18 protein-coding genes and 2 tRNA genes are annotated in these 23,835 nt (G+C 70.1%); 12 read left to right on the plus strand and 8 right to left on the minus strand.

Translation table 11 applies throughout. The features are described from left to right. Window positions 1–692 precede the first annotated feature (692 nt). Window positions 693–2,600 carry an ATP-binding cassette domain-containing protein gene (locus CAP38_RS11280; protein ID WP_086121512.1) on the plus strand — a complete coding sequence of 636 codons (1,908 nt, stop codon included), beginning with the start codon at window positions 693–695 and terminating at the stop codon, window positions 2,598–2,600. 9 nt (window positions 2,601–2,609) lie between these two features. On the opposite strand, the gene CAP38_RS11285 is transcribed toward CAP38_RS11280, so the two are convergent. Then, the gene (locus CAP38_RS11285; protein ID WP_086121513.1) at window positions 2,610–4,007 is read right to left on the minus strand and encodes a PLP-dependent aminotransferase family protein; all 1,398 of its coding nucleotides are present in this window, start codon (window positions 4,005–4,007) and stop codon (window positions 2,610–2,612) included. 99 nt (window positions 4,008–4,106) lie between these two features. Between CAP38_RS11285 and CAP38_RS11290 the strand changes: the two genes are divergently transcribed. The 4 genes from CAP38_RS11290 to CAP38_RS11305 are packed head-to-tail and all read left to right on the plus strand — an operon-like array spanning window position 4,107 to window position 7,873. Next, window positions 4,107–5,042, plus strand: a complete 936-nt coding sequence (locus tag CAP38_RS11290) for a DMT family transporter (protein WP_086121514.1) — start codon at window positions 4,107–4,109, stop codon at window positions 5,040–5,042. A 31-nt stretch (window positions 5,043–5,073) separates the two neighbouring features. Beyond that, complete coding sequence (locus CAP38_RS11295) at window positions 5,074–6,297, plus strand: PLP-dependent aminotransferase family protein (RefSeq protein ID WP_086121515.1); 1,224 nt, start codon at window positions 5,074–5,076, stop codon at window positions 6,295–6,297. 17 nt (window positions 6,298–6,314) lie between these two features. Beyond that, complete coding sequence (locus CAP38_RS11300) at window positions 6,315–7,181, plus strand: PhzF family phenazine biosynthesis protein (protein WP_086121712.1); 867 nt, start codon at window positions 6,315–6,317, stop codon at window positions 7,179–7,181. Continuing rightward, entirely contained in the window at window positions 7,178–7,873 is a 696-nt protein-coding gene (locus CAP38_RS11305) for a VOC family protein (RefSeq protein ID WP_086121516.1), read from the plus strand. The genes CAP38_RS11300 and CAP38_RS11305 overlap by 4 nt, the downstream gene beginning before the upstream one ends. Window positions 7,874–7,882: 9 nt before the next feature. Here the strand turns inward: CAP38_RS11305 and CAP38_RS11310 are convergent, their stop codons facing one another. Beyond that, window positions 7,883–10,198, minus strand: a complete 2,316-nt coding sequence (locus CAP38_RS11310; RefSeq protein WP_086121517.1) for an ATP-binding protein — start codon at window positions 10,196–10,198, stop codon at window positions 7,883–7,885. Window positions 10,199–10,374: 176 nt separating this feature from the next. Here CAP38_RS11310 and CAP38_RS11315 point away from each other — a divergent pair, with 176 nt between their 5' ends. Continuing rightward, window positions 10,375–11,046 (plus strand): histidine phosphatase family protein, encoded by a 672-nt coding sequence (locus tag CAP38_RS11315; protein ID WP_086121518.1) that lies wholly within the window; start codon window positions 10,375–10,377, stop codon window positions 11,044–11,046. On the opposite strand, the gene CAP38_RS11320 is transcribed toward CAP38_RS11315, so the two are convergent. Further along, window positions 11,033–11,875, minus strand: coding sequence for a creatininase family protein (locus CAP38_RS11320; protein ID WP_086121519.1), 843 nt, complete (start codon window positions 11,873–11,875; stop codon window positions 11,033–11,035). The two genes, CAP38_RS11315 and CAP38_RS11320, sit on opposite strands and share 14 nt — an antisense overlap. Window positions 11,876–12,111: 236 nt before the next feature. On the opposite strand from CAP38_RS11320, the gene CAP38_RS11325 reads away from it, so the two are divergent. The 4 genes from CAP38_RS11325 to priA all read left to right on the plus strand — a co-directional run bounded on the left by CAP38_RS11325 (window position 12,112) and on the right by priA (window position 18,551). Next, window positions 12,112–14,298 (plus strand): protein-disulfide reductase DsbD, encoded by a 2,187-nt coding sequence (locus tag CAP38_RS11325; protein ID WP_086121713.1) that lies wholly within the window; start codon window positions 12,112–12,114, stop codon window positions 14,296–14,298. Between the two features lie 48 nt (window positions 14,299–14,346). After that, a complete protein-coding gene (locus CAP38_RS11330; protein ID WP_086121520.1) occupies window positions 14,347–14,973 on the plus strand; it encodes a redoxin domain-containing protein in 627 nt (208 codons plus the stop codon). 65 nt (window positions 14,974–15,038) lie between these two features. Then, window positions 15,039–16,142 (plus strand): uroporphyrinogen decarboxylase, encoded by a 1,104-nt coding sequence (gene hemE / locus CAP38_RS11335; RefSeq protein ID WP_086121521.1) that lies wholly within the window; start codon window positions 15,039–15,041, stop codon window positions 16,140–16,142. 333 nt (window positions 16,143–16,475) lie between these two features. Further along, window positions 16,476–18,551 (plus strand): primosomal protein N', encoded by a 2,076-nt coding sequence (priA, locus tag CAP38_RS11340; protein WP_086121522.1) that lies wholly within the window; start codon window positions 16,476–16,478, stop codon window positions 18,549–18,551. 10 nt (window positions 18,552–18,561) lie between these two features. Here priA and CAP38_RS11345 read toward each other — a convergent pair whose 3' ends face one another. Further along, complete coding sequence (locus CAP38_RS11345; protein WP_086121523.1) at window positions 18,562–19,524, minus strand: AEC family transporter; 963 nt, start codon at window positions 19,522–19,524, stop codon at window positions 18,562–18,564. A gap of 67 nt (window positions 19,525–19,591) precedes the next feature. On the opposite strand from CAP38_RS11345, the gene CAP38_RS11350 reads away from it, so the two are divergent. After that, the gene (locus tag CAP38_RS11350; protein WP_086121524.1) at window positions 19,592–21,652 is read left to right on the plus strand and encodes an ATP-dependent helicase; all 2,061 of its coding nucleotides are present in this window, start codon (window positions 19,592–19,594) and stop codon (window positions 21,650–21,652) included. A gap of 5 nt (window positions 21,653–21,657) precedes the next feature. Next, a complete protein-coding gene (locus tag CAP38_RS11355) occupies window positions 21,658–22,173 on the plus strand; it encodes a hypothetical protein (RefSeq protein WP_143435818.1) in 516 nt (171 codons plus the stop codon). Window positions 22,174–22,187: 14 nt separating this feature from the next. Here CAP38_RS11355 and CAP38_RS11360 read toward each other — a convergent pair whose 3' ends face one another. From CAP38_RS11360 to CAP38_RS11375, 4 genes are all read right to left on the minus strand, one after another. Then, window positions 22,188–22,823 (minus strand): DUF4124 domain-containing protein, encoded by a 636-nt coding sequence (locus tag CAP38_RS11360; protein WP_086121526.1) that lies wholly within the window; start codon window positions 22,821–22,823, stop codon window positions 22,188–22,190. Between the two features lie 103 nt (window positions 22,824–22,926). Beyond that, a tRNA-Gly gene (locus CAP38_RS11365) sits at window positions 22,927–23,002 on the minus strand. Between the two features lie 9 nt (window positions 23,003–23,011). After that, window positions 23,012–23,087, minus strand: a tRNA-Phe gene (locus tag CAP38_RS11370). Between the two features lie 43 nt (window positions 23,088–23,130). Further along, a complete protein-coding gene (locus tag CAP38_RS11375) occupies window positions 23,131–23,835 on the minus strand; it encodes a response regulator (RefSeq protein WP_086121527.1) in 705 nt (234 codons plus the stop codon).

Consider the following 23,835-nt stretch of genomic DNA (forward strand, 5'->3'; position numbering starts at 1 on the left):
CTTTCGCTGCGTTATCCCCCACGACTGGGCACGTTCCGATGCATTACTCACCCGTTCGCCACTCGTCAGCACCTTGCGGCCTGTTACCGTTCGACTTGCATGTGTAAAGCATGCCGCCAGCGTTCAATCTGAGCCAGGATCAAACTCTTTAGTTCGATCTTGAAATTACTCATAAAAACGGAATTGAAGTGAACTTCACTTCTATTCTCATGAGCGTTTAAAGTCTTGCGACTTGACTCCGAAGAGTCTTGGCAATCGCCTTCAAACGCCCACGCTTATCGGCTGTATGTTTTTAATGATCCTCAAGACACCGGTCAGCACCCGCTTTCCGTCTTGTCTTGCACCCCGCTGCGATCAGCAGAGCCTCGTATTATGACACAGATTTTTCGTCGCTGTCAAAACTTTCGAAGAAGTTTTTTCAGCACCCCGATCTGCATCGGTCTCGCCAGTCAAGCAGACGAGCCCCTGAAGGACTGTGCACCTTGCGATGCGCCGTCTGCCGCTTTGTGATCAGCGAAGCCCTGCAGTATATGCCAGTTTTCGAGGCCTTGTCAAAGTGGGCCAAAAAATTTTTGCAGTCACGCGAGGTGACAGGCGTCTGAGCCACTGGGGCCGGGAAAGCCCGCCATCGATAATGCCGCGCCCCTCGGGTCTGCGCGCTCCTGGGCCTCTTCATATAACAAGGACCCGTCATGTCTCTCATCTCTCTCCAGCAAGCCCAGCTGGCCTTTGGCCATGTCCCGCTGCTGGACCATGCCGACTTCGCACTGGAGATCGGAGAGCGGGTCGGGCTCATCGGCCGCAACGGCACTGGCAAATCCTCTCTGCTCAAGATCCTGGCCGGGCGCGAGAAGGTCGACGACGGGGACATCTCGGTGCAGAGCGGTCTGCGGATCGCTTATGTGCCCCAGGAACCTGAGCTGGATGCAGCGGCGACCGTTTTCGACGCGGCCAGCGAAGGCCTGAAGGATGCCCGGGACGCACGAGACCTGTATCTGGCCCACGCGCCCGGCGTCGATCTTGATGCACTGCAGAGCCGCATCGAGGCGCTGGATGCGTGGAACTGGGAGCAACGGGTTCAGGAGACGCTGGACCGGCTGCACCTCAATGGCGCCATGACGGTGGGATCGCTCTCGGGCGGCAACCGCAAGCGGGTGGCGCTGGCGCAGGCGCTGGTCAGCAAGCCCGATGTGCTGCTGCTCGACGAGCCGACCAACCACCTGGATCTGGACAGCATCCAGTGGCTGGAAGAACTCCTGCTGGCGTATGGCGGCAGTGTGGTGACCATCAGCCACGACCGGGCCTTCCTCGACCGGGTGGCCACCCGCATGGTCGAGCTGGACCGGGGCCGCCTGACCAGCTACCCGGGCAACTTCGCCCGGTACGTGGTGCTCAAGGAAGAACAGCTGGCGCAGGAGGCCGTGATCAATGCCAGGGCCGACAAGCTGCTGGCACAGGAGGAAGTCTGGATCCGCAAGGGGGTGGAGGCGCGGCGGACGCGGGCGCAGGGCCGCATCACGCGGCTGGAACGGCTGCGGGAGCAGCGCGCCCAGCGCCGCGACGCGGTCGGCAAGGTCCGGCTGGAGGTGGCCAGCGGTGCGGCCAGCGGGAAGATCGTGGCGGAGCTGGACAAGGTCGGCTTGTCCTACCCGGGGGCCGACGGCCAGCCGCGCGCCATCGTGCGCGACTTCTCCACCACCATCCTGCGCGGCGACAAGGTCGGGCTGATCGGGCCGAACGGTGCCGGCAAGACGACCTTGCTCAAGCTGATCCTGGGCGAGCTGGCCCCGGACAGCGGCTCGGTGCGCCAGGGCAGCAACCTGCAGGTGGCCTATTTCGACCAGATGCGCGACCAGATCGATCTGGACGCGACGCTGGAGGACTTCATCAGCCCCGGCAGCGAATGGATCGAGATCGGCCAGCGGCGCACCCATGTCAAGAGCTACCTGAGCGACTTCCTGTTTTCGCCCGCACGCGCCAATGCCCCGGTCCGCACGCTCTCGGGCGGCGAGCGCAACCGGCTGCTGCTGGCCCGGCTGTTCGCACGGCCGGCCAATGTGCTGGTGCTGGACGAACCCACCAACGATCTGGACATCGAGACCCTGGACCTGCTGGAAGATCTGCTGCAGCAGTTCGAGGGCACGGTGTTCCTGGTCAGCCACGACCGGCGCTTCCTGGACAACGTGGTCACCAGCACCATCGTCGCCGAGGGCGGTGGCCGCTGGCGCGAGTACGTGGGCGACGTGCAGGACTGGCTGACGCAATCCGCCCGGGCCGCGGCCCTGCAGCGTCAGGAAGACGCAGCACGCACGGTGGCCGCGCCCGCCCCGGCCGCAGCGCTGCAAGCAGCCCCGTCCACCCCGGCGCCCCCGACGACCCGCCGCAAGCTCTCCTACAAGGAACAGCGCGAGCTCGACGCCCTGCCCGGGCAGATGGCTGCCCTTGAGGCCGAGCAGGCCGACATCGAACGCCAGCTCGAGGGTGGGCAGCTGTACGCCAGCGATCCCGGCCGCGCCGCCGAACTGTCCCGGCGCCATGCCGAGGTGGAAGCAGCCTGGATGGCCGCGGCCGAACGGCTGGAGGCCCTGGGCGGACTCTGAGCGAGCCGCTCAGAGCTCGGACACCCGCTGGCGGTAGACCCGCCAGAACGCCGCGTCCTGGGTGGTGGCGAAATTGATGCGCATGAGCGTGGACGGCTGCCGGCCGGCATGGAACAGGGCGCCGGGCGCGATCATGTAACCGTCGTCCAGCAGCCGCTGGGCCAGCACGTCGGTGTCCACGCCGGTGTCGACCCAGCCGAACAGGCCGGCCGGCTCGGCCACGAAACGGCAACCGGCCGCGCGGGCCAGCTGTACGCTGCGGGCCCGGGCCCCGTCGAGCCGGGCCCGCAGGCGCTCGGCATGCCGACGCAGCTGCCCCTGCTCGATGCACAGCGCCAGCGCCTTCTCCAGCAGGGCCGGCGTGGTGAGGGTGCTGAGCATCTTGGTGTGGATCAGGGGCTCCACCAGATCGGCCGGGGCCGCCAGAAAGCCCACGCGCCAGTTCGGTGCCAGCACCTTGGCAAAACCACCCACATACAGCGTGCGCTGCAGGCCATCGAGCACGCTCAGGCGGGTGGCGTGGGGTGGCGCCAGGTGGCTGTAGGTGTCGTCCTCCACCACATGGAAGTCGTGCTGGCCGGCCAGCTGCAGCAGCCGGTGGGCACTGGCCGGGCTCAGGCAGTGGCCGGTGGGGTTGTGCAGCACGCTCACGCTCACGTACAGCTTGGGCCGGTGGGCCTCGCAGTAGCGGGCCATGACCGCCAGATCGGGGCCATCCGGCCCTCGCGGCACCGGCAGCACCCGCGCGCCCAGCGCGGCCAGCCGGGCAAATTCGACCGCCCAGCCGGGCTCTTCCACCATCACCGGATCGCCCGGGCGCAGCAGCGTGCGGCTGATGATGTCCAGCGCATGGGTGGCGCCCACGCTGGTGACGATCTGCCCGGCCTCCAGCGGCAGCCCCATGTCGCCGAGCTTGCGGGCCAGGGCCTGACGAAGTCCGGCATCGCCGGCAGGCTCGCCGTAATGGAGCGACACCTCGTTGATGGCCTTGGCGCTGGTGAGCTTGCGCACCGCCGACGGCATGAACCCGGACTCCAGCCAGTCGGCCGGGAAAACGCCCATGCCGGGCTGAGGCTTGTCGCTGACGCGGTGGAACATGCCGCGCATGAGTGCCGTGGCGTCGATCTGCACCGGCTGCTCGCGGCGTGCGGACGGGAGCGGTCCGGCAGGTGCGGTGCGTGGCTCGCGCACGAAGAAACCCCGGTTCTTGCGCGCATCGATCAGTCCCTGGGCCAGCAGCTTGTCGTACGCCGACACCACGGTGGAAGGACTCACCCCCTGCAGCCGGGCGCATTCGCGCACCGATGGCAACCGGGCGCCCGGCGGCAGCAGACGGTCGCGGATGCGGTGGGCCAGACGATCGGCCAGCTGTTCGGAGAGGGGCTGCGCGGCGGTTTTGGTGAGCATGGCGGCGAGGCTGTATGGCGGTTGCGGACCATACAGTTTGCAGAGTGACAGCGAAACTGTACTGGCTGTGTATTGCTTTGCCTAGCTACATTGACCGCCATGAACACCGCCCATCCGACCCTGCCTGCCCACTCCCCTTCGGCCAGCGACGCCCGCCTGGGCTGGTGGCTCGGCCTGGTCGGGGTCACCGTGTTCGCGCTGACGCTGCCGGCCACGCGGCTGGCCACCGGCACCGCCGAGGCGCCCGCCCTGTCACCGTGGTTCGTCACCTGGGCACGGGCCGCGCTGGCCGGTCTGCTGTCGCTGGCCTACCTGGCGGCGGTGCAGGCCCCCCGCCCCACGGCGGCGCAGTGCCGGCCGCTGGGTCTGTCCCTGCTGGGCAATGTGATCGGCTATCCGCTGCTGCTGGGCTGGGCCTTGCGGCACGTCAGTGCCAGCCATGCAGCGGTCATCACGGCCCTGCTGCCCCTGGCCACCGCAGCGGCAGCCGCCTGGCTGCTGCACCAGCGGGCGCGTCTGGGCTTCTGGCTGTTCGCGGCGCTGGGCAGCGGTCTGGTGGTGGCCTACAGCCTGATCCGCGCCTGGCAGGCCGGCGGGTTCGACCTGGCCTGGGCCGACCTGCTCCTGGTGGGCGCCGTGCTGGCCGCCTCGGTGGGGTATGTGGGCGGCACGCAGGTGACGCCGTCGCTCGGCGCCGAGCGGGTGATCAGCTGGGTCTGCGTGATGGCCCTACCGCTGACCCTGCCGGGCGCCCTGCTCACCTGGCCCGAGCAGCCGGTGCCGATCACGGCCTGGCTCGCCCTGCTGTACGTGGCCGTGTTCTCCATGTGGGCGGGTTTCTTCGCCTGGTTCCGCGGACTGGCGCTCGGTGGCGCCCTGCGGGTGAGCCAGCTGCAGCTGCTGCAGCCTTTCCTGAGCATGGCAGCCGCCGTGCCCCTGCTGGGCGAGTCGGTGGACGGACTGACCCTGGTGTTCGGGCTCGCGGTGGTGGCCACCGTGCTGGCCGGCCGACGCGCCCAGCGCCAGACCGCCTGACCCTTCATTTCCACCGCAAGGAGCCATCCCCATGAGCACCCCCTGGACCCTGGCCCGCCGCGCCGAACGGATGAACCCGTCGGTGATCCGCGAAATCCTCAAGCTCACCCAGCAGCCCGGCATCGTCAGCCTCGCCGGCGGCCTGCCCTCGCCCCGGACCTTCCCGGTCGACGCCTTTGCCCAGGCCTGCGCCGAGGTGCTGGCCACCGACGGCCCGGCCGCCCTGCAATATGCCGCCAGCGAGGGGCACGGCCCCCTGCGCGAATGGGTGGCGGCACAGCTGCCCTGGCCGGTGGATCCGGCCCAGGTGCTGATCACCACCGGCAGCCAGCAGGCCCTGGACCTGGTGGGCAAGGTGCTCATCGACAACGGCAGCCGGGTGCTGGTGGAGACGCCCACCTACCTGGGCGCGCTGCAGGCGTTTGCGCCCATGGAGCCCGAGGTCGAAGGGGTGGCCTGCACCGAGGACGGCCCGGATCTCGCCGACCTGGCGCGCCGGGCGCGAGGCGCCCGCTTCATGTACGTGCTGCCCAACTTCCAGAACCCCACCGGCCGCAGCCTGAGCGATGGCGCCCGGGACGCCCTGGTGCAGCAGGCGGCCCGCCTGGGCCTGCCGCTGGTGGAGGACAACCCGTACGGCGAACTGTGGTTCGACCAGCCACCGCCCGCCCCGCTGACCGCCCGCCACCCCGACGGATGCCTGTACATCGGTTCGTTCTCCAAGGTGCTGGCCCCGGGCCTGCGGCTGGGCTATGTGGTGGCACCCAAAGCCATCCACCCCAAGCTGCTGCAGGCCAAGCAGGCGGCCGACCTGCACACCCCGGGCTTCAACCAGCGGCTGGCCCACGAGGTGCTGCGCCACGGCTTCATGGAGCGGCATGTGCCCGCGATCCGGACGCTGTACCGCCAGCAGTGCCGGACCATGCTGGAGGCACTGTCGAGCGAGATGGCCGACCTCGGCGTGCAATGGAACGCGCCTCAGGGCGGCATGTTCCTGTGGCTGCGTCTGCCCGAGGGACTGGACGCCACCGCCCTGCTGCCCCAGGCCGTGGCGCGCGGCGTGGCCTATGTGCCGGGCGGAGCGTTCTATGCCGACCAGCCCGATCCACGCACGCTGCGGCTGAGCTTCGTGACCGCCAGCGAAGACCAGATACGCTCGGGCATTGCCGCGCTGGCCTCCACCGTGCGCGAGGCGCTGCCCCGCCCGACCGCCGTGCCGGCGGCCCGACCCCAGACTTCCGGAGTGACTGCATGAGTTCTGCCCCCGCCGGCCTGAGCGGCCGCCCCTTCGCCCAGGTGGATGTGTTCACCGACACGCCCTACCGGGGCAACCCGCTGGCCGTCGTGCTCGACGGCAGCGGTCTGAGCACCGAGGCCATGCAGGCCTTCACCGACTGGACGAACCTGTCGGAGTGCACCTTCGTGCTGCCGCCCACCACGGCCGAGGCCGACTACCGGGTGCGCATCTTCTGCCCCGGGCGCGAACTGCCGTTTGCCGGCCATCCCACGCTGGGGACGGCGCACGCGTGGCTGCGTGCCGGCGGACAGCCCAAGGGCGCCCATGTGGTGCAGGAATGCGGCGTCGGCCTGGTGCCGATCCGGCGCGACGGCCACCGGCTGGCCTTCGCCGCACCGCCGCTGCGGCGCAGCGGGCCGCTGGACGAGGCGGACGTGGCCCTGATCGCCCGCGGCCTGGGCGTGCCGCGCACCGACATCGTGGCCCACAGCTGGTGCGACAACGGCCCGGGATGGCGGGCGGTCATGCTGGCCAGCGCCGAACAGGTGCTTGCGCTGCAACCGGATGCCGCCGTGCTGGCCGGGCTGGACATCGGCGTGGTGGGGCCGCGGGGCAAGGTGGGGGTGGTGGGGGCGCAGGCCGATGGCGCCGACACCCTGTTCGAGGTGCGCGCCTTCTTCCCCGGCCAGAACGGCCTGACCGAAGACCCGGTGACCGGCAGCCTGAATGCGGCCCTGGCCCAGTGGCTGATCGGCAGCGGACGCGCACCGCACCGCTACGTGGCGGCGCAGGGCACGGCACTGCGGCGCGCCGGACGGGTGCATGTCGAGCAGGTGGAGGACGGCACGCTGTGGATCGGCGGCGATGCGGTCACCTGCATCGAAGGCCGGGTGGACCTGTGAGCCTGCTGCTGGACCACCTGGTGGTGGCCGCCGCCACGCTGGAGCAGGGCGTGGCCTGGTGCGAGGCGGTGCTCGGGGTGACTCCCGCCCCGGGCGGGGCCCACGCGCTGTTCGGCACCCACAACCGCCTGCTGAAACTCTCCGGTGCACCCGATGCCTACCTGGAGATCATCGCCATCGACCCGACCGCCACGCCGCTGCGCCCGCCTCCGCTGCGCAGGTGGTTTGATCTGGACGACACCGCGCTGCAGGCGTCGCTGCGGCACGCCGGACCGCAGCTGGTGCACTGGGTGGCCCGGGTGCCGGACATCGACGTTGCCCGGGATGCGCTGGGCCGCGCAGGCTGGGAACGCGGGCCGGTCCTGGAAGCCTCCCGGCCCACGCCGGATGGCCTGCTGCGCTGGAAGATCACGGTGCGCGACGACGGCCGCCGCCTGGGCGAGGGTGCCCTGCCCACCCTCATCCAGTGGGGAGAGCGCCACCCGGCACAGGGATTGCCCCAGGCCGGGGTCTCGATCCGGGCACTGCGGGGCGGTGGCGCACAAGGAGGCGCCGTGACCGAGGCCTTGCGGTCACTGGATGCCACGCCGCTGTGGCATCACGACCCCGATGTGCGATCGGCCGCCCTCTGTGCCACGCTGGACACGCCACGCGGCCCGGTGACGCTGCACCATCCGGCCGGTGTGCGCTGAACCGCTGCCTCAGGCGGCCGGCTGCACCAGGCGGGACACCACCTCGCAGAAGGTCTCGACCGCATCGGTCTTGAACACCACCTCGCGCACGCCGGCAGCGCGCGCCTCGGCCTGCATCTCGTCGGTGATGTAGCCCGAGGCCACGGCCACGGTCAGCGTGGGCTCGATGGCCAGCACGGCCCGCGCCACCTCGAGCCCCGACATGCCGGGCATGTTGAAGTCGGTGAGCAGCAGATCGAACGCTCCGGGCGCAGCCCGCACCGCCTCGATGGCCTCGTTCTGCGACGTGAATGCGGTGACCCGGAAGCCGCGGCGCTCCAGCAGGCGACGCACCAGGAAGACCAGGGTGTCGTCGTCGTCCAGGTACAGGACATGGGGCATCGGGGCGTCGGTGGATTCGGGCATCGTGTCGCGGGCGTCCGTGGGGGTTGGGGGAGCGGCAGAGACGGGCTGTGCGGCCGTGGCACGACCGATCGCCGGCATTGTGCCGCGATTGGCCGGCGCGGCGGCAGGAAACAGCAGGGTGAAGGTGGTGCCGGCACCCGGACGGCTCTGGACATCGATGGCCCCGCCATGGGACTGCACGATGCCCAGCACCATGGGCAGGCCCAGCCCGGTGCCCTGCCCGACCGCCTTGGTGGTGAAGAACGGCTCGAAGATGCGCCGGCGCACCGTCTCGTCCATGCCCGAGCCGGTGTCCACCACCTGAACCCGGACGACACCGACCCGCCGCTGGCGGCAGATCACGGCCAGCTCCTGCGGCACGCCGGCGTGCTGGACCGGCAGCGTGTCGATGCGGAACTCCAGCCGGCCACCCTGGGCCTGCATCGCATGCAGGGCATTGGTGCCCAGGTTGACGAACACCTGTCCGATCTGGGTCGGATCGGCCAGGATGCGGGGCGCCGGGCCGCCGCTGGACTGCACCAGCTCCACATGCGATGGCAGTGCAGCCCGCAGCAGGGCGCAGGATTCGGCCAGCACGGCGGCCAGATCGATCTCGACCAGTTCCATCGGCTGCTGGCGGCTGAAGGCCAGGATCCGCCGCACCAGCTCCCGCCCCCGGCGGGCCGCGGTGCGGATCTCGTCCAGGCTCTCGGCCGCCGGGTGTTCGGTGCCCAGGTCCTGACGGGCCAGATCGGCGTTGCCCAGGATGGCGGCCAGGATGTTGTTGAAGTCGTGGGCCACGCCGCCGGCCAGCGTGCCCAGCGCCTCCATCTTCTGCGACTGGGCCAGCTGGGCCTGCAGGGTCTTCTGCTCGGCCTGGGCATTGCGCAACGACGTGATGTCGATGAAGGTCAGCACCACATGGCGCAGGCCGCCGTCGGTGCTGTTTTCGGGATAGGCATTGCACAGCGCCCAGCGCACCTCGCCGCTCTCGCCCACCGGCACGCCCATGACGATGTCGCGGGCCGGCTGGCCGGTGGCCAGCACGCGATCGAACGGGAGCTCGTGCCGGCGCATCGGCTGCCCGGATTCGCCCAGCAGCTGCCAGGCATGCCCGGCCGAGGTGGGTTCCGGCAGGGCCGGATTGGCGCCGCCATCGCTCCAGCCCAGGAACCGCCGCGCGGCTGTGTTGATGCTGGTCAGCGTGTTGTCCGGCCGGAACACCATGACGCCGGCGCCCAGGTTCTCGATCAGCGCACGCTGATCGGCCTCGCGGACCTGCAGCGCCTGGCGGGCCCGATCGCCCTCGGTGCGCAGGCGGTGCGACACCAGCGCGTTGTACAGCGCCATGCGCACCAGCAGGGTGGTGAGGAAGATGAACAGGTAGACCGGCATCACCTCGTCCGGCGTGTAGCCCAGCACCGGCACCGACACGGCAAAGCCCAGCATGGCGGCCAGTTCGGCCATGGTGATCGACCGCACCGCCCGCAGCTCCGGCACCCGGGGCGACTCGCGCTCGGCCCGCAGCAGGTCGCGCAGGGCACCGCAGGCGATGCCGATCACCACCAGCGAGAAGACCGCCTGGCGCCCCTTGGCGGTGTCGATGCCGTACGTGAGGAAGGCCATGACGAGGATGAAGGCCAGACCGGTCAGCAGCAGATGCCGGCGGTGCGCGGCAAGACCCAGGTAGCTGCGCAGGCCGAGCCAGACCGCCATGGCCGCCACCACCAGCATGGTGCTGCCCACCACGATGGCCCAGAACACCGAACCGGTGCCGCGCAGCCAGAGCCCCCCCGATCCCAGGATGGACAGGAAGGAGGCCACCGCCCACCAGCCCGGCCCCCCGATGGCCGGGTAGCGACGCGACTGGGCCCAGAACGCCAGCACGATGAGCGCATCCACCGCCACCCGCAAGGACAGCAGGGTGTCGAGATCAAACACGGTGGGCTCCTGGGCAGACGCTCATGCCGGGATTGGAGCACAGGCCGCAGCGTTGCCAATGCCTCATTCGCAGGGGAAAACCGCCCGATCTCTGCGGCTTGCGCACCGGCGCTCACCGGCCTGGCAGTCGCTGCCGGGACAAATCGGCCGAGGTCCGCTGACCCAGAATCCGGCGCATGGGACAGCTCTACCTCGTGCGCCACGGCCAGGCCTCCTTCGGGGCCGACGATTACGACCAGCTCAGCGAACTGGGCCGCCGGCAGGCGGTGCAGCTCGGGCGCTACTGGTCACAGCGCGGCTGGCGGCCCGATGCGGTGCTCATGGGTTCGTTGCGGCGGCATGCCCAGACCTGGGAGGGCATCGCCGAAGGCGCCGGTCTGGACCTGCAACCCCGGGTCTGGCCGGGCCTGAACGAATACGACAGCCACGCCGTCATCCGCACGGTGCATCCGCATCCGCTGGCCCGGCCTGACACCCCCGAGCTCTACCGCCACCATTTCCGGCTGCTGCGCGACGGCCTGGCGCAGTGGATGGCCGGCACCGTGAGCCCGGCCGGCATGCCCACCTACGAGGACTTCGTGCGCGGCATCACCGGTGCACTGGACCATGTGCGCGCCCACCACCAGGGGCAGAAGGTGCTGATCGTCTCGAGCGGCGGCCCCATCTCCACCGCCGTGGGCCATGTGCTGGGCATGAGCCCGGAGGCCACCATCGAACTCAACATGCGCATCCGCAACAGCGCGGTCAGCGAATTCCAGTTCAACCCCAAACGCCACACGCTGCTGACCTACAACACCCTGCCGCATCTGGACGATCCGGCGCTGGCAGACTGGATCACCTACGCCTGAGGGTGTCGGGCGGCAGCCGGTCGATCTCGGTCAGCAGCCGGGCCAGGGCCCGGCCGGCGGCATCGAGCACCGCATGGCCGTCCTCGGCGGTGGCCGCGGCGGCGTTGCCCACGGCACCGGACGGGTTGAGGTCCTGGGTCTGCCAGGCCAGCTTGGCGCTGCGGCCGTTGCCCAGCACGCTGAAGTCCCGCGCACGCTGTTCACTGCTGGAGCGGAAATCGCCGGCCCGGTCCATGCGCACGCGCTGCGGGTGCAGGGCGAGCATGAGGGCGGTCTCGATCTCGCCGGCATGGACGCCGAAGCGGTGCTCATGGGCCGAGAAGCGGGTCATCACGTCCTGCCCGCTCGCGTCCAGCAGCGGCAGGTTGAACCAGCTGCTGGTGTAGACCAGCAGGTCCCGCCGGGCCCGCAGGTCGCGCGCCACCAGGTCCAGGGCGCCCACCTGGCCCCCGTGGGTGTTGAAGATCAGCAGCTTGCGCACCCCGCTGGCCGCCACTCCTTCGGCGATCTCGGTCCACAGCCGCATCAGGGTCTCGGCCGACAGGCTCAGCGTGCCCGCAAAGGCCCGGTGCTCCGGGCTGAAGCCTACCGCCTGCACCGGCAGGAACAAGGCCGGCAGATCCCCCGGCAGGTGGGGCAGGCAAGCCTGCACCACGGCCTGGGCGATGTCGGCGTCCACGCTCAAGGGGAGGTGCGGGCCGTGCTGTTCGGTGGCCGCCACCGGCAACACGGCGATGGCGCGGTCCAGGTCCAGGGCGGCGAAATCGTCGGTGACCAGGTCGGCCCAGAAACGGCTGGGCGGCAGGGGAGCGGGCGGGATCGGGGGCATGGGGTGCATCTTACGGTCAGGGGCCGTCCTGTCGCAGGGGCCCCGTATAGTCGGCAGCCGGCCCGGGAGGAACTCCGTCCGGCTGCGCCGCTCCTACCACCGGGCCTGTCCTGCAGCCCCCGTCACTCGCCATGCCACCGACCCTGCCCCGCCCCTTGCCCACCCCCGATGCCCGGCCCACTCTGCGCTGGCCGGCCTGGACCCGCCGGCTCGCGGGTCTGGGTGCCGGTCTGGCGATGGTGGCGGGTGCCCTCGCGCAGGGCCTGCCGCCGGCGCCGCCGCCCGGAGCGGTGTCGCTGGCCGGTCTGGCCGCCGCCGGCGGCAGCCGGGTGGTCTCGCCCACCGTGGTGGAGTCACCCCAGGCCCGCGCCGAGCTGCTGGTGCACGCCCCCGCAGGCGCCCGGGCCGGCGCCCGCGTGCAGGCCGGCCTGCAGATCACCCATGCGCCCGAGTGGCACACCTACTGGAAGAACGCGGGCGACTCCGGCCTGCCCACCGAGCTGCAATGGACGTTGCCGGCGGGGGTGACGGCCAGCCCCATCGACTGGCCCACACCGCGCAAATTCCCGATCGGCAACCTGGCCAACTACGGCTATGACGGCACGGTGCTGCTGCCGGTCACCCTGACCGTCGGCCCGGATTTCCGGGGCGATGCCATCGACATCGGGCTGCAGGCCTCGTGGCTGGTGTGCCGGCGCGAGTGCATTCCCGAAGAAGGCCGCTTCCAGCTGCGCCTGCCGGTGGACGGCAGCATGGCCGGCTCGGCTGCGGCCTTCGACGCGGCACGACAGGCCCGCCCGGCCGACCTGCCCGCCGGCGGCAGCCAGGTGCAGCCCGAGGCATCCCGCCTGAAGGTGGTGCTTGATGGCCTGCCACGGCCGCTGCGCGGCCAGACACTGGAGTTTTTCCCCGAGACCCCGGGCGTGATCGAACCGGGCGCTCCCTGGACCCAGGCCTGGGAGGGCGACCGCTGGACCGCCAGCATTCCCCTCTCGCCCCACCGCAGCGACTCGCCGGCGCAGATGGCGCTGGTGGTGGCCCAGGCCGACGCACCGGGCCAGGGTCCGGGACTGCCCGGCGTGCGGCTGGAGGTGCCGGTGCAGGGCAGCTGGCCGGCGGCAGCCCCGCTGCCGGCGGCGGTATCGCCCGCCCTGCAGGCTGCACTCGATGCCAATGCCGCCCGCGCCGCCGCCGGCGGTCCGGTGGGCGCCGGTTCGCTCACCTTCGGCGCGGCGCTGCTGGGCGCACTCATCGGCGGGCTCATCCTCAACCTCATGCCCTGCGTGTTCCCGGTGCTGGCCATCAAGGTGATGGGCTTCACCCGCCCGGGCACATCGGCGGCCGCCCACCGGGCCCAGGGCCTGGCCTACACCGCCGGCGTGGTGCTCTCGTTCCTGGCCCTGGGAGGTCTGCTGCTGGCGCTGCGCGCAGCCGGCGAGCAGCTGGGCTGGGGATTCCAGCTGCAGAGTCCCGGCGTGGTGGCGGGGCTGGCGGTGCTGTTCACCCTGATCGGCCTGAACCTGGCCGGCCTGTTCGAGTTCGGCTCGGTGCTGCCGAGTTCGGTGGCCACCCTGCAGGCCCGACACCCCACCGGCGACGCCTTCCTCACCGGCGTGCTGGCCACCGCCGTGGCCTCGCCCTGCACCGCACCGTTCATGGGAGCGTCGCTGGGACTGGCGATTGCGCTGCCGGCCTGGCAGGCGCTGGCCATCTTCGCGGTGCTGGGGCTGGGCATGGCCGTGCCGTACCTGGCTGCGAGCTGGGTGCCGGCGGTGGCCCGCGCGCTGCCGCGTCCGGGGGCCTGGATGGAACGGTTCCGCCAGTTCATGGCCTTTCCGATGTTCGCCACCGTGGTCTGGCTGCTGTGGGTGCTGGGTCAGCAGACCGGCATCGACGGTGCCGCCGGTCTGCTGATGCTGCTGGTGGCGCTGGCGCTGCTGGTCTGGACCCTGAAGCTGCACGGACGCAGCCGCCTGGTGCTGGGCGGCCTGTCGCTCGCCGGTCTGCTGTGGCTGGGGGTGACGGTGGGGCCGGGCGTGATGCGGCCGATGGAAGCCACGGCGGCCACCGGCACGGCCCGCGACGGGGTCTGGGAGGCTTGGTCGCCCGAGGTGCAGGCCCGGTACCTGGCCGAAGGCCGACCGGTGTTCGTCGACTTCACCGCCGCCTGGTGCGTGACCTGCCAGTTCAACAAGCGCACCACGCTGGCCGACGCCTCGCTGCTGGCCGACATGGCGGGCAAGAACATGGCCCTGCTGCGGGCCGACTGGACCCGGCGCGACCCGGCGGTGACCCAGGCCCTGGCCGGGCTGGGCCGCAACGGGGTGCCGGTGTATGCGATCTACAAGAACGGGCAGGCCCCGGTGGTGCTGTCCGAAGTGCTGAGCGTGGAGGAGGTCCGCGCGGCGCTGGCACCGCTCTGACGGGGCCGGCGGCGTGTCATTCCAACGATTCATTTCAGGAGCTGTCACATGCAACGCCGTCCCCTGCTGATCGCAGGCGCCCTCGCCCCCATCGCCACCCTGGCACCGCTGCCTGCCCGGGCCGCCGCCACCGTGGGCCAGCCCGCCCCCGACTTCACCCTGATGGACACCGCCGGCAAGCCGGTGAAGCTGTCGGACTTCAAGGGCCGCGCCGTGGTGCTGGAATGGACCAACCCGAGCTGCCCGTTCGTGAAGAAGCACTACCAGGGCAACATGCAGTCGCTGCAGAAGGATGCAGCCAGCAAGAACATCGCCTGGCTGGTGATCAACTCCACCGCCGAGAGCAGTCCGGACTACCTGCCGCCGGCGCGGCTGGGCCAGTGGATCGCCGAACAGAAGGCCGCCCCCACCGCCACGCTGCTGGACGAAAGCGGCAAGGCCGGCGAGGCCTTTGCTGCGCGCGTCACGCCGCACATGTACATCGTCAATGCCCAGGGTGTGCTGGTGTATGCCGGCGGCATCGACAGCATCGCCTCGGCCCGGGTCGAAGACATCCCCAAGGCGGTGCCCTACATCCAGCAGGCCATGGCCGAGATCGCCGCCGGAAAGCCGCTGAGCCAGACCACCACCCGGCCCTACGGCTGCACCATCAAGTACAAGGGCAGCGCCGCCTGACCGGTGCGGGGCGGCCCCGGGCCGTGTGGATAATGGGCCGGATACCCCCAGTCACGGAACCGCCCATGTCCTTTGCTCCCCTGAAGAACGACACCTTCCTGCGGGCCTGCCTGCGCCAGGCCACCGACCACACCCCGGTGTGGCTCATGCGCCAGGCGGGCCGCTACCTGCCGGAATACTGCGCCACCCGCGCCAAGGCCGGCAGCTTCATGGGACTGGCCACCAACGTCGACTACGCCACCGAGGTCACGCTGCAGCCGCTGGAGCGCTATCCGCTCGATGCGGCCATCCTGTTCTCCGACATCCTCACCGTGCCCGACGCCATGGGCCTGGGGCTGTCGTTTGCCGTGGGCGAAGGCCCCCGGTTCGCGCGCACCGTGCGCACCGAAGCCGACGTGGCCACGCTGGCCGTGCCGGACATGGACCAGCTTCGCTATGTGTTCGACGCGGTCACCTCCATCCGCCGGGCCCTCGATGGCCGCGTGCCCCTGATCGGGTTCTCCGGCAGCCCCTGGACGCTGGCCTGCTACATGGTCGAGGGCGGTGGCTCGGACGACTACCGGCTGGTGAAGTCGCTCATGTACAGCCGCCCGGACCTGATGCACCGCATCCTGGCGGTCAATGCCGACGCCGTGGCCGCCTACCTCAATGCCCAGATCGAGGCCGGTGCGCAGGCCGTCATGGTGTTCGACAGCTGGGGCGGCGTGCTGGCCGATGGCGCCTTCCAGGCGTTCAGCCTGGCCTACACCCGCCGGGTGCTGGCCCAGCTGCACCGCACCCACGAGGGCGTGGAGATTCCCCGCATCGTGTTCACCAAGGGCGGCGGCCTGTGGCTGGACGACATGAAGTCGCTCGACTGCCATGCCCTCGGCCTGGACTGGACCGTCAACCTGGGCCGCGCCCGGGCCCTGGTGGGCGAGGGCCCGCAAGGCAAGGCGCTGCAGGGCAACATCGACCCCAACGTGCTGTTCGCACCGCCGGCGGCCATCCAGGCCCAGGTGGAGCAGGTGCTGGAGAGCTTCGGCACGCCGCACCGGGGCGAAGGCCCGGGCGCCACGCACATCTTCAACCTGGGCCATGGCATCAGCCAGTTCACCCCGCCGGAGCATGTGTCGGCGCTGGTGGAGGCGGTGCACACGCACTCGCGCCGCATGCGGGCACGCCCCTGAAAACGGGCCCGTACCATAAAAACGGGCCAAAAAATCACTTGACACGCCTCACTTATGCACAAAACTTGTGCTGCGGTGCGACAGACCTGGCGATGTGCCCCGGACCGGCTCACTCCCCCGGCAGTATCGCCAAGTTGTTGATTTCATTGGACTTTGCAGATTGCCGATTTTGAAGGCAGTCTAAGAAAACCCTTGATTTTCAAGGCTTCTGTCGGGTCGGACACGAACTATCAACAAAGTTATCCACAGAAGCTCTGGATATGTTTCCGGCGGTTGAAAAATCAAGCACTTAGCGCCGATTTCGCCGTACCGGGTGAGGTGTAGGACCTGATCATGGAAGCCTGGCCCAGCGTTCTGGTGGCCACCCCGGTGCACAGCGGACTGGGGGAAGTCCTGAGCTACCGACACCCCGCCGTGTTGCCTGCAGGCACCCTGGTCCGGGTGCCCCTGGGCGCGCGGGACGTGCTGGGCATCGTGCGGGACTGCGCCGACAGCCCCCCCGCCGATCTGGACCTGGCCAGCGCCCGGCCGGTGTCCGGCGTGCTGGATGCGTTGCCCCCGCTGTCGGCGGGCTGGCTGCAGCTGGTGCGCTTTGCCGGCCAGTACTACCAGCGCAGCATGGGCGAGGTGGCGCTGGGCAGCCTGCCGCCCCCGCTGCGCGACCTGGACACCGTGCAGCTGGCCCGGCGGCTCAAGCGGCTGGACAAGCACCTGTCCGGACCGACCGACAGCCACGACACCCCACCAGCCCTGCACCCCGAGCAGTCCGCGGCGCTGGCCGGGCTGCAGTCCGCCGACCGGCCGGTGCTGCTGTTCGGCGCCACCGGCAGCGGCAAGACCGAGGTGTACCTGCAGGCCGCCGACGCCGAGCTGGCCGCCCGACCGGATGCCCAGGTGCTGGTACTGGTGCCCGAGATCAACCTCACGCCGCAACTCGAATCCCGCCTGCGGGCCCGGTTCGACACCCGCTTCGGCGCCGGCGCAGTGGTCTGTCTGCACAGCGGCCTGACGCCGGCGCAGCGCCTGGCCAGCTGGCTGGCGGCCCACACCGGCCGGGCCCGCATCGTGCTGGGCACGCGCATGGCGGTGTTCGCCAGCCTGCCCGGCCTGCGGCTGATCGTGGTCGACGAGGAACACGACCCCAGCTACAAGAGCCAGGACGGCGCACGCTACTCGGCGCGCGACCTGGCGGTCTACCGGGCCAAGGTGGAGGGTTGCCGGGTGGTGCTGGGGTCGGCCACGCCATCGCTGGAGAGCTGGCATGCGGCCGAGCAGGGCCGCTACCGGCGGCTCTTGATGCCGGCGCGCATCGGCGGCGGCAGCCTGCCGCGCCTGCGGCTGGTCGACATGAACCACCAGCCCAAGGGCGCTGCGCTGGCCCCGCCGCTGCTGCAGGCCATGACCGAACGGGTGGCACGCGGCGAGCAGTGCCTGGTGCTGCTCAACCGGCGGGGTTATGCCCCGGTGCTGGCCTGCCATGCCTGCGGCTGGAAAAGCGGCTGTCCGCATTGCAGCGCTTACCGGGTGTTCCACAAGATCGACCGCACGCTGCGGTGCCACCACTGCGGCACCGCCAGCCGGGTGCCCCGGGCCTGCCCGGACTGCGGCAATCTGGACATTGCCCCGGTGGGGCGCGGCACCGAGCAGCTGGAAGAACAGCTGGGCGAGCTGCTGGTCGATGTGCGCCGCCCCGACGGCTCGCCGGCACGGGTGGCCCGCATGGACGCCGATTCCACCCGGCTCAAGGGAGCGCTGCAGGCCCAGCTCGATGCCCTGCACAGCGGCGAGGTGGACGTGCTGGTGGGCACCCAGATGGTGGCCAAGGGGCACGATTTCCGGCGCATCACCCTGGTGGCGGCACTCAACGCCGACGCCGCGCTGTTCGCCAGCGATCACCGGGCCCCCGAACGGCTGTTCGCCCTGCTGCTGCAGGCCGGTGGCCGGGCCGGACGGGACGCCCAGCACAGCGGGGCCAGCGAGCTGTGGGTGCAGACCTGGCACCCGGCGCACCCGTTGTTCGGCCATCTGAAAACCCACGACTTCGCCGGCTTCGCCGCCGCCGAACTGGCCGAGCGCGAAGCCGCCGGCATGCCGCCCTTCGCCCACCAGGCGCTGCTGCGGGCCGACGCCCGCACCCAGGAGGCGGCGCAGGGGTTTCTGAATGCGGCCGCGCGTGCCGCCGCGGGCCTGCCGGGTGCCGAGGAGGTCACCCTCTATCCGGCGGTGCCGCTGACCATCCAGCGCGTGGCCAATGTGGAGCGGGCGCAACTGCTGATCGAAGCCGTCTCCCGGCCGGTGCTGCAGCGGTTCCTGGCGGCCTGGCAGCCCGCCCTGCTGGCCTGCCGCAGCGATCCGGCGGCGCGGGGCCTGCTGCGCTTTGCGGTGGATGTGGACCCGCTGGCGCTCTGAGGCGGCGAACTCAGGTCAGCAGGTTGACTGCTGCCGAGAAGGTCAGGAACGAGACCGATGTGGACACCAGGATGATGCGTGCGATGCGGCCGTTGTCGGCGCCGAACCGCTCGGCCAGCAGCGAGACGTTGCTGGCACTCGGCAGCGCGGCAATCAGCACCATCACGGTCAGCGCCGCCGGCTCCAGCGGCACACCCAGCTGCATGGCACCCATGCCCACGCCCAGCACCAGCAGGGGGTGCAGGAAGAGCTTCATGAGCGCCACCGGCACATAGTCGGACAAGGGCATGGGGTGGTTGGCCTGCATCTGGGAGCGGGCCAGCACCGCACCGATGGTGAACAGGGCCACCGGCGAAGCCGCATCGGCCAGCAGCCAGACGGTTTTCTCGACCGGCGCGGGGAAACGGAAGTCCACCGCCGAGGCGGCTGCACCCAGCAGCACCGACCAGGACATCGGATTGGACAGCACGCCCCGCAAGGCCTTGCGGCCCGCATCCAGCATGGCATGCACGCCATCGCCCTGGGCGTCGTCCAGCCGGGACAGCGCGATGCACAGCGACGAGGTGACCACCATGTCGACCACCATCACCACGATCACCGTGCCCACCGCCTGCGGGCCCAGCAGAGCCGCCAGCAGCGGCACGCCCATGAAGCCGGTGTTGGGAAACGCGGCCACCAGCGCCCCCAGCGCGCCGTCGTTCCAGCGGATGCGCTCGTTGAGCGTGATGACCAGGGCAAAGGTCACCATCAGCAGCGCACAGAACAGGTAGACGCCGAACACGGCGGCATCGAGCAGCTGGGCGATCGGCGTGGTGGAGCCGAACCGGAACAGCATGCAGGGCAGCGCGAAGAACAGCACGAAGCCGTTCAGGCCAGGAATGGCTTCCAGCGGCAGCAGCTTGCGGCGGGCGGCGATGTAGCCGGCCAGCACCAGTGCAAAGAAGGGGAAAGTGACGATCAGGACGTTGAGCACGGACGGGATTGTCTCAGCAGCGCCGGACACCCCCCGGTATCATCGACGGCTTTGCCCGAGAGCCCCGATGTCCGCCGGCCTGAACCTCGCCCAGCTTGAAGCCGTGAACCACCTCGGCGGCCCCTGCCTGGTGCTGGCCGGTGCCGGCTCGGGCAAGACCCGGGTCATCACCCACAAGATTGCGCGCCTCATCCAGGCCGGCCTGGCAGCCGACCGCATTGCCGCCATCACCTTCACCAACAAGGCCGCTGCCGAAATGCGCGAACGCGCCGGGCAGCTGGTGGGCCGCGACGCGAAGAAGGTGCTGATCTGCACCTTCCACGCCCTGGGCGTACGGCTGCTGCGCGAGGACGGCGAGGTGCTGGGCCTGAAGAAGCAGTTCAGCATCCTGGACACCGACGACATCACCAGCCTGCTCAAGGACTGCGGCGGCACCACCGATGCGGCCACGGCGCGGCAATGGCAGTGGACCATCAGCGCCTGGAAGAGCGCCGGCCTGAACGCCGCGCAGGCGCTCAAGCAGGCGCGCGACGAGAACGAGCGGGTGGCGGCCGCCATCATGGGCCGCTACGAGGAGCGGCTGACCGCCTACCAGGCGGTCGACTTCGACGACCTGATCGGCCTGCCCCTGAAGCTGCTCACCGAGCACGAGACCGTGCGCGAGAAGTGGCAGCGCAAGATGGGCCATGTGCTGGTGGACGAATACCAGGACACCAACGCCACCCAGTACGAGCTGCTCAAGCTGCTGGTGGGTGAACGCGCCCGCTTCACCGCCGTGGGCGACGACGACCAGTCCATCTACGGCTGGCGCGGCGCCACGCTGGACAACCTCAAGCGCCTCCCGCAGGACTTCCCCGAACTCAAGGTCATCAAGCTGGAGCAGAACTACCGCTCCACCAGCGCCATCCTGCGCGCGGCCAACAACGTCATCGGCCCCAACCCCAAGCTGTTTCCCAAGACGCTGTGGAGCGACCTGGGCGAGGGCGAGCCGGTGCGGGTGGTGGACGCCGACAACGAGGACCACGAGGCCGAGCGCGCCGTGGCCCGCATCCAGAGCCTGCGCGCCACCAGCCCGCACAAGGAATGGCGGGACTTCGCCATCCTGTACCGGGCCAACCACATGGCCCGCGCCTTCGAGCAGTCGCTGCGCAAGGCCAACATCCCGTACAAGGTCTCGGGCGGCCAGAGCTTCTTCGACCGTGCCGAGATCCGGGACCTCTGCGCCTGGCTGCGGCTGATCGTCAACAACGACGACGACCCGGCCTTCATGCGCGCAGCCACCACGCCCAAGCGCGGCATCGGCCACACCACGCTGCAGCAGCTGGGCAGCTTTGCCACCCAGTACAAGCTCAGCCTGTTCGAAGCGCTGTTCTCGAACTCGCTGGGTGCGGCGCTGCCGGCGCGGGCCGTGGCCACCCTGCACGAGTTCGGTCGCTGCATCAACGACCTGGAATACCGCGCGCGCCACACCGTGGGTGCCGAGGCCGCGCGGCAGTTCCTCACCGACTGGCTCAAGGACATCGGCTACGAGCAGCACCTGCTGGACAGCGAGGACAACGACAAGGTGGCCGCCGCCCGCTGGACCAACGTGATCGACTTCTGCGACTGGGTGGCCGGGCGCTGCGGTGGCCAGATCGAGGACGAGGCCGGTGCCACGGTGGAGTCCGAGCGCAAGAGCCTGCTGGAGGTGGTGCAGACCATCGCCCTGCTCTCCACCCTGTCGGAGCGCGAGCAGGACCAGAACGTCGTGACCCTGTCCACCCTGCATGCCTCCAAGGGCCTGGAATGGCCGCATGTGATGCTGGTGGGCGTGAACGAGGGGCTGCTGCCGTTCAAGACCGACGCGGCCGACAGCGACCTGCCGGCCGAGGCCCTGGCCCAGCGGCTGCAGGAAGAGCGCCGCCTGATGTACGTGGGCATCACCCGCGCGCAGCGCACCCTGTCGGTGAGCTGGCTCAAGCGGCGCAAGAAGGGCCGCGAGAGCGTGCCCGGCAGCCCCAGCCGCTTCATTGCCGAGATGGCCCTCGACCAGGCCACGGTGCGCGAAGACCCGCGCGAGAAGCTCAAGGCGCTGCGCGCCGAGTTCGCGCAACGCGCCAAGGAACAGGCCGACCGACCGACAGGATGACCCGCATGACCCGCTTCTTCCACCGCCCGGCACGGCGGCTGTGCGCCGTGGCCGCCGTGCTCGTCCCGTCGGCCCTGTCGAGCCTGCTGGCGCCGGCCGCCCTGGCCCAGACGGTCGCACCCGCCGCCCCCGCCTGCGAAACACCCGCCTTCATGGAGCCGGCTCGCCTGTCCGGCCTGTGGCAGCTCACGCTCTGGCCCGAGAACGGTTCAACGGCACAGCCCGCCTCCACCGGCGCCGTGCTGTTCGAACGGCATCCCGAATACGACGGCAGCGTGCGGGGACGCCTCAAGCGCAGCGACACCGGCAACGACCGCGAGGCCGTGCTCTCGGGCGACGTGGTGGACGGCGAGGTCAACTTCGACGAATCGTCCGACGGGGTGAATCTGGACGCCGTGTGGATCGGGGAACCGGCCGCCTGCGGGCTGGAACTCCGGGGCACCCGCCGCCCCGCCGACGGCCGCCCGGCCGATGCACCGGTGCTGAACTTCCTGCTGAAGAAGTCGCCCGGCTGGCGCTGAGCCCCGACCGGGTGTCAGTACGGTGGTGGCTGCTTGCCCTGGGCCGCCGCCTTGGCCCGGGCATTGACGATGCCGCAATTGCGCAGATCGCCCGGCCCGGAGGGGCACTTGTCCACCTGGGGGTGCGGTTTGGGCTGCGGGTACACCGGCGGCCGGCCCTGGGGCCGCACCACGATCACCGGGGCCGGCGCGGCCACGGTGCGGTCCGGCTCGGCCAGGCCACAGGTGGCGAAGAACGCCGAGCGCTTGGCCTCGATGAAGGCCTCGGTGTTGGTCATGGCCGAGGCGGCAGTCTCGTAGGCTTCCTGCGCCTTGCGGCATTCCGGCGTGTTGACGCGGTCGGCCGGTGCGGCGTTCTGCACCACGACGGGCTGCGGGCGCGAGGCGGCCGCCTGCTCCCGCCGCAGCTGGTCGCGCAGGCGCTCGTTCTCCTGCTTGAGCAGGATCTCGCGGTCCGCGGCGGTGTCGACCGTGTTGGGCGCCACATCCACCTGCGCCTGCCGGGCGCTGCGCGGACACGGCGTGTCGGCGTACGCCACGCGGCCATCGGGCTGCTCGCAGCGGTAGACCTGCTGGGACTGCGCATCGGACGACCAGGCACCCGCCACGACAAGCAGGCACAGCAACACAGGAGTGGGTATCGAATTCATGGCTGCATTCTCCGGCGGGCCTCGGGAAAAAGCGATCCCCGGAAAGCAAGACGCCCATCACTGGGATGGGCGTCTGACCGCATGGTTCCGGAACCATGGCAACTGGAGCGGGAAACGAGGTTCGAACTCGCGACCTCAACCTTGGCAAGGTTGCGCTCTACCAACTGAGCTATTCCCGCGAAGGAATCTGGTGGCCTGGGGCGGAATCGAACCACCGACACGCGGATTTTCAATCCGCTGCTCTACCAACTGAGCTACCGGGCCTTGGAAAGACCGCGAGTATAGCAGTATTTTCGGGGTGGACTTTTCAGTGCGCGTTGCGCTTGCTGCGGGCGAGATCCACACCGAGCTGCTTGAGCTTGCGGTAGAGGTGGGTGCGCTCCAGGCCGGTCTTCTCGGCCACACGGGTCATGGAGCCGGACTCCTTGGCCAGGTGGTACTCGAAATAGGCCTTCTCGAAACCGTCCCGCGCCTCGCGCAGGGGGCTGTCCAGGTTGAAGAGTTGCTGCGGCTGCGGACCGAGGTCGGCAAGACCGGCAGCCAGGGGCAGCACGGCGCTGGGCAGACTCGCCGTCATGGCCTGCTCCACCGTGAACTCGGCCAGGCCGGGGCGCGCGGCCGATGCCAGCGCCGGCGACGCCTTGGCGGGCAGCTTGTTGAGTCCCTGGTCGACCGCCTTGAGCAGCTTCTGCATCGTGATCGGTTTTTCCAGGAAGGCACTGGCGCCGATGCGGGTGGCTTCCACCGCCGTGTCGATGGTGGCGTGGCCGCTCATCATGATGACCGGCATGGTCAGCAGCCCGTTGCTGGCCCATTCCTTGAGCAGGGTGACGCCGTCGGTGTCGGGCATCCAGATGTCCAGCAGCACCAGGTCGGGCCGCAGGCTGGCCCGGATCTGGCGGGCCTGGGCCGCGTTCTCGGCCAGCTCCACCGCATGACCTTCGTCGTTCAGGATCTCCGAGAGCAGGTCCCGGATGCCCAGTTCATCGTCCACCACCAGAATCGTTGCCAT

Source organism: Hydrogenophaga sp. IBVHS2 (assembly GCF_002127215.1).
Taxonomy (GTDB): domain Bacteria; phylum Pseudomonadota; class Gammaproteobacteria; order Burkholderiales; family Burkholderiaceae_C; genus Hydrogenophaga.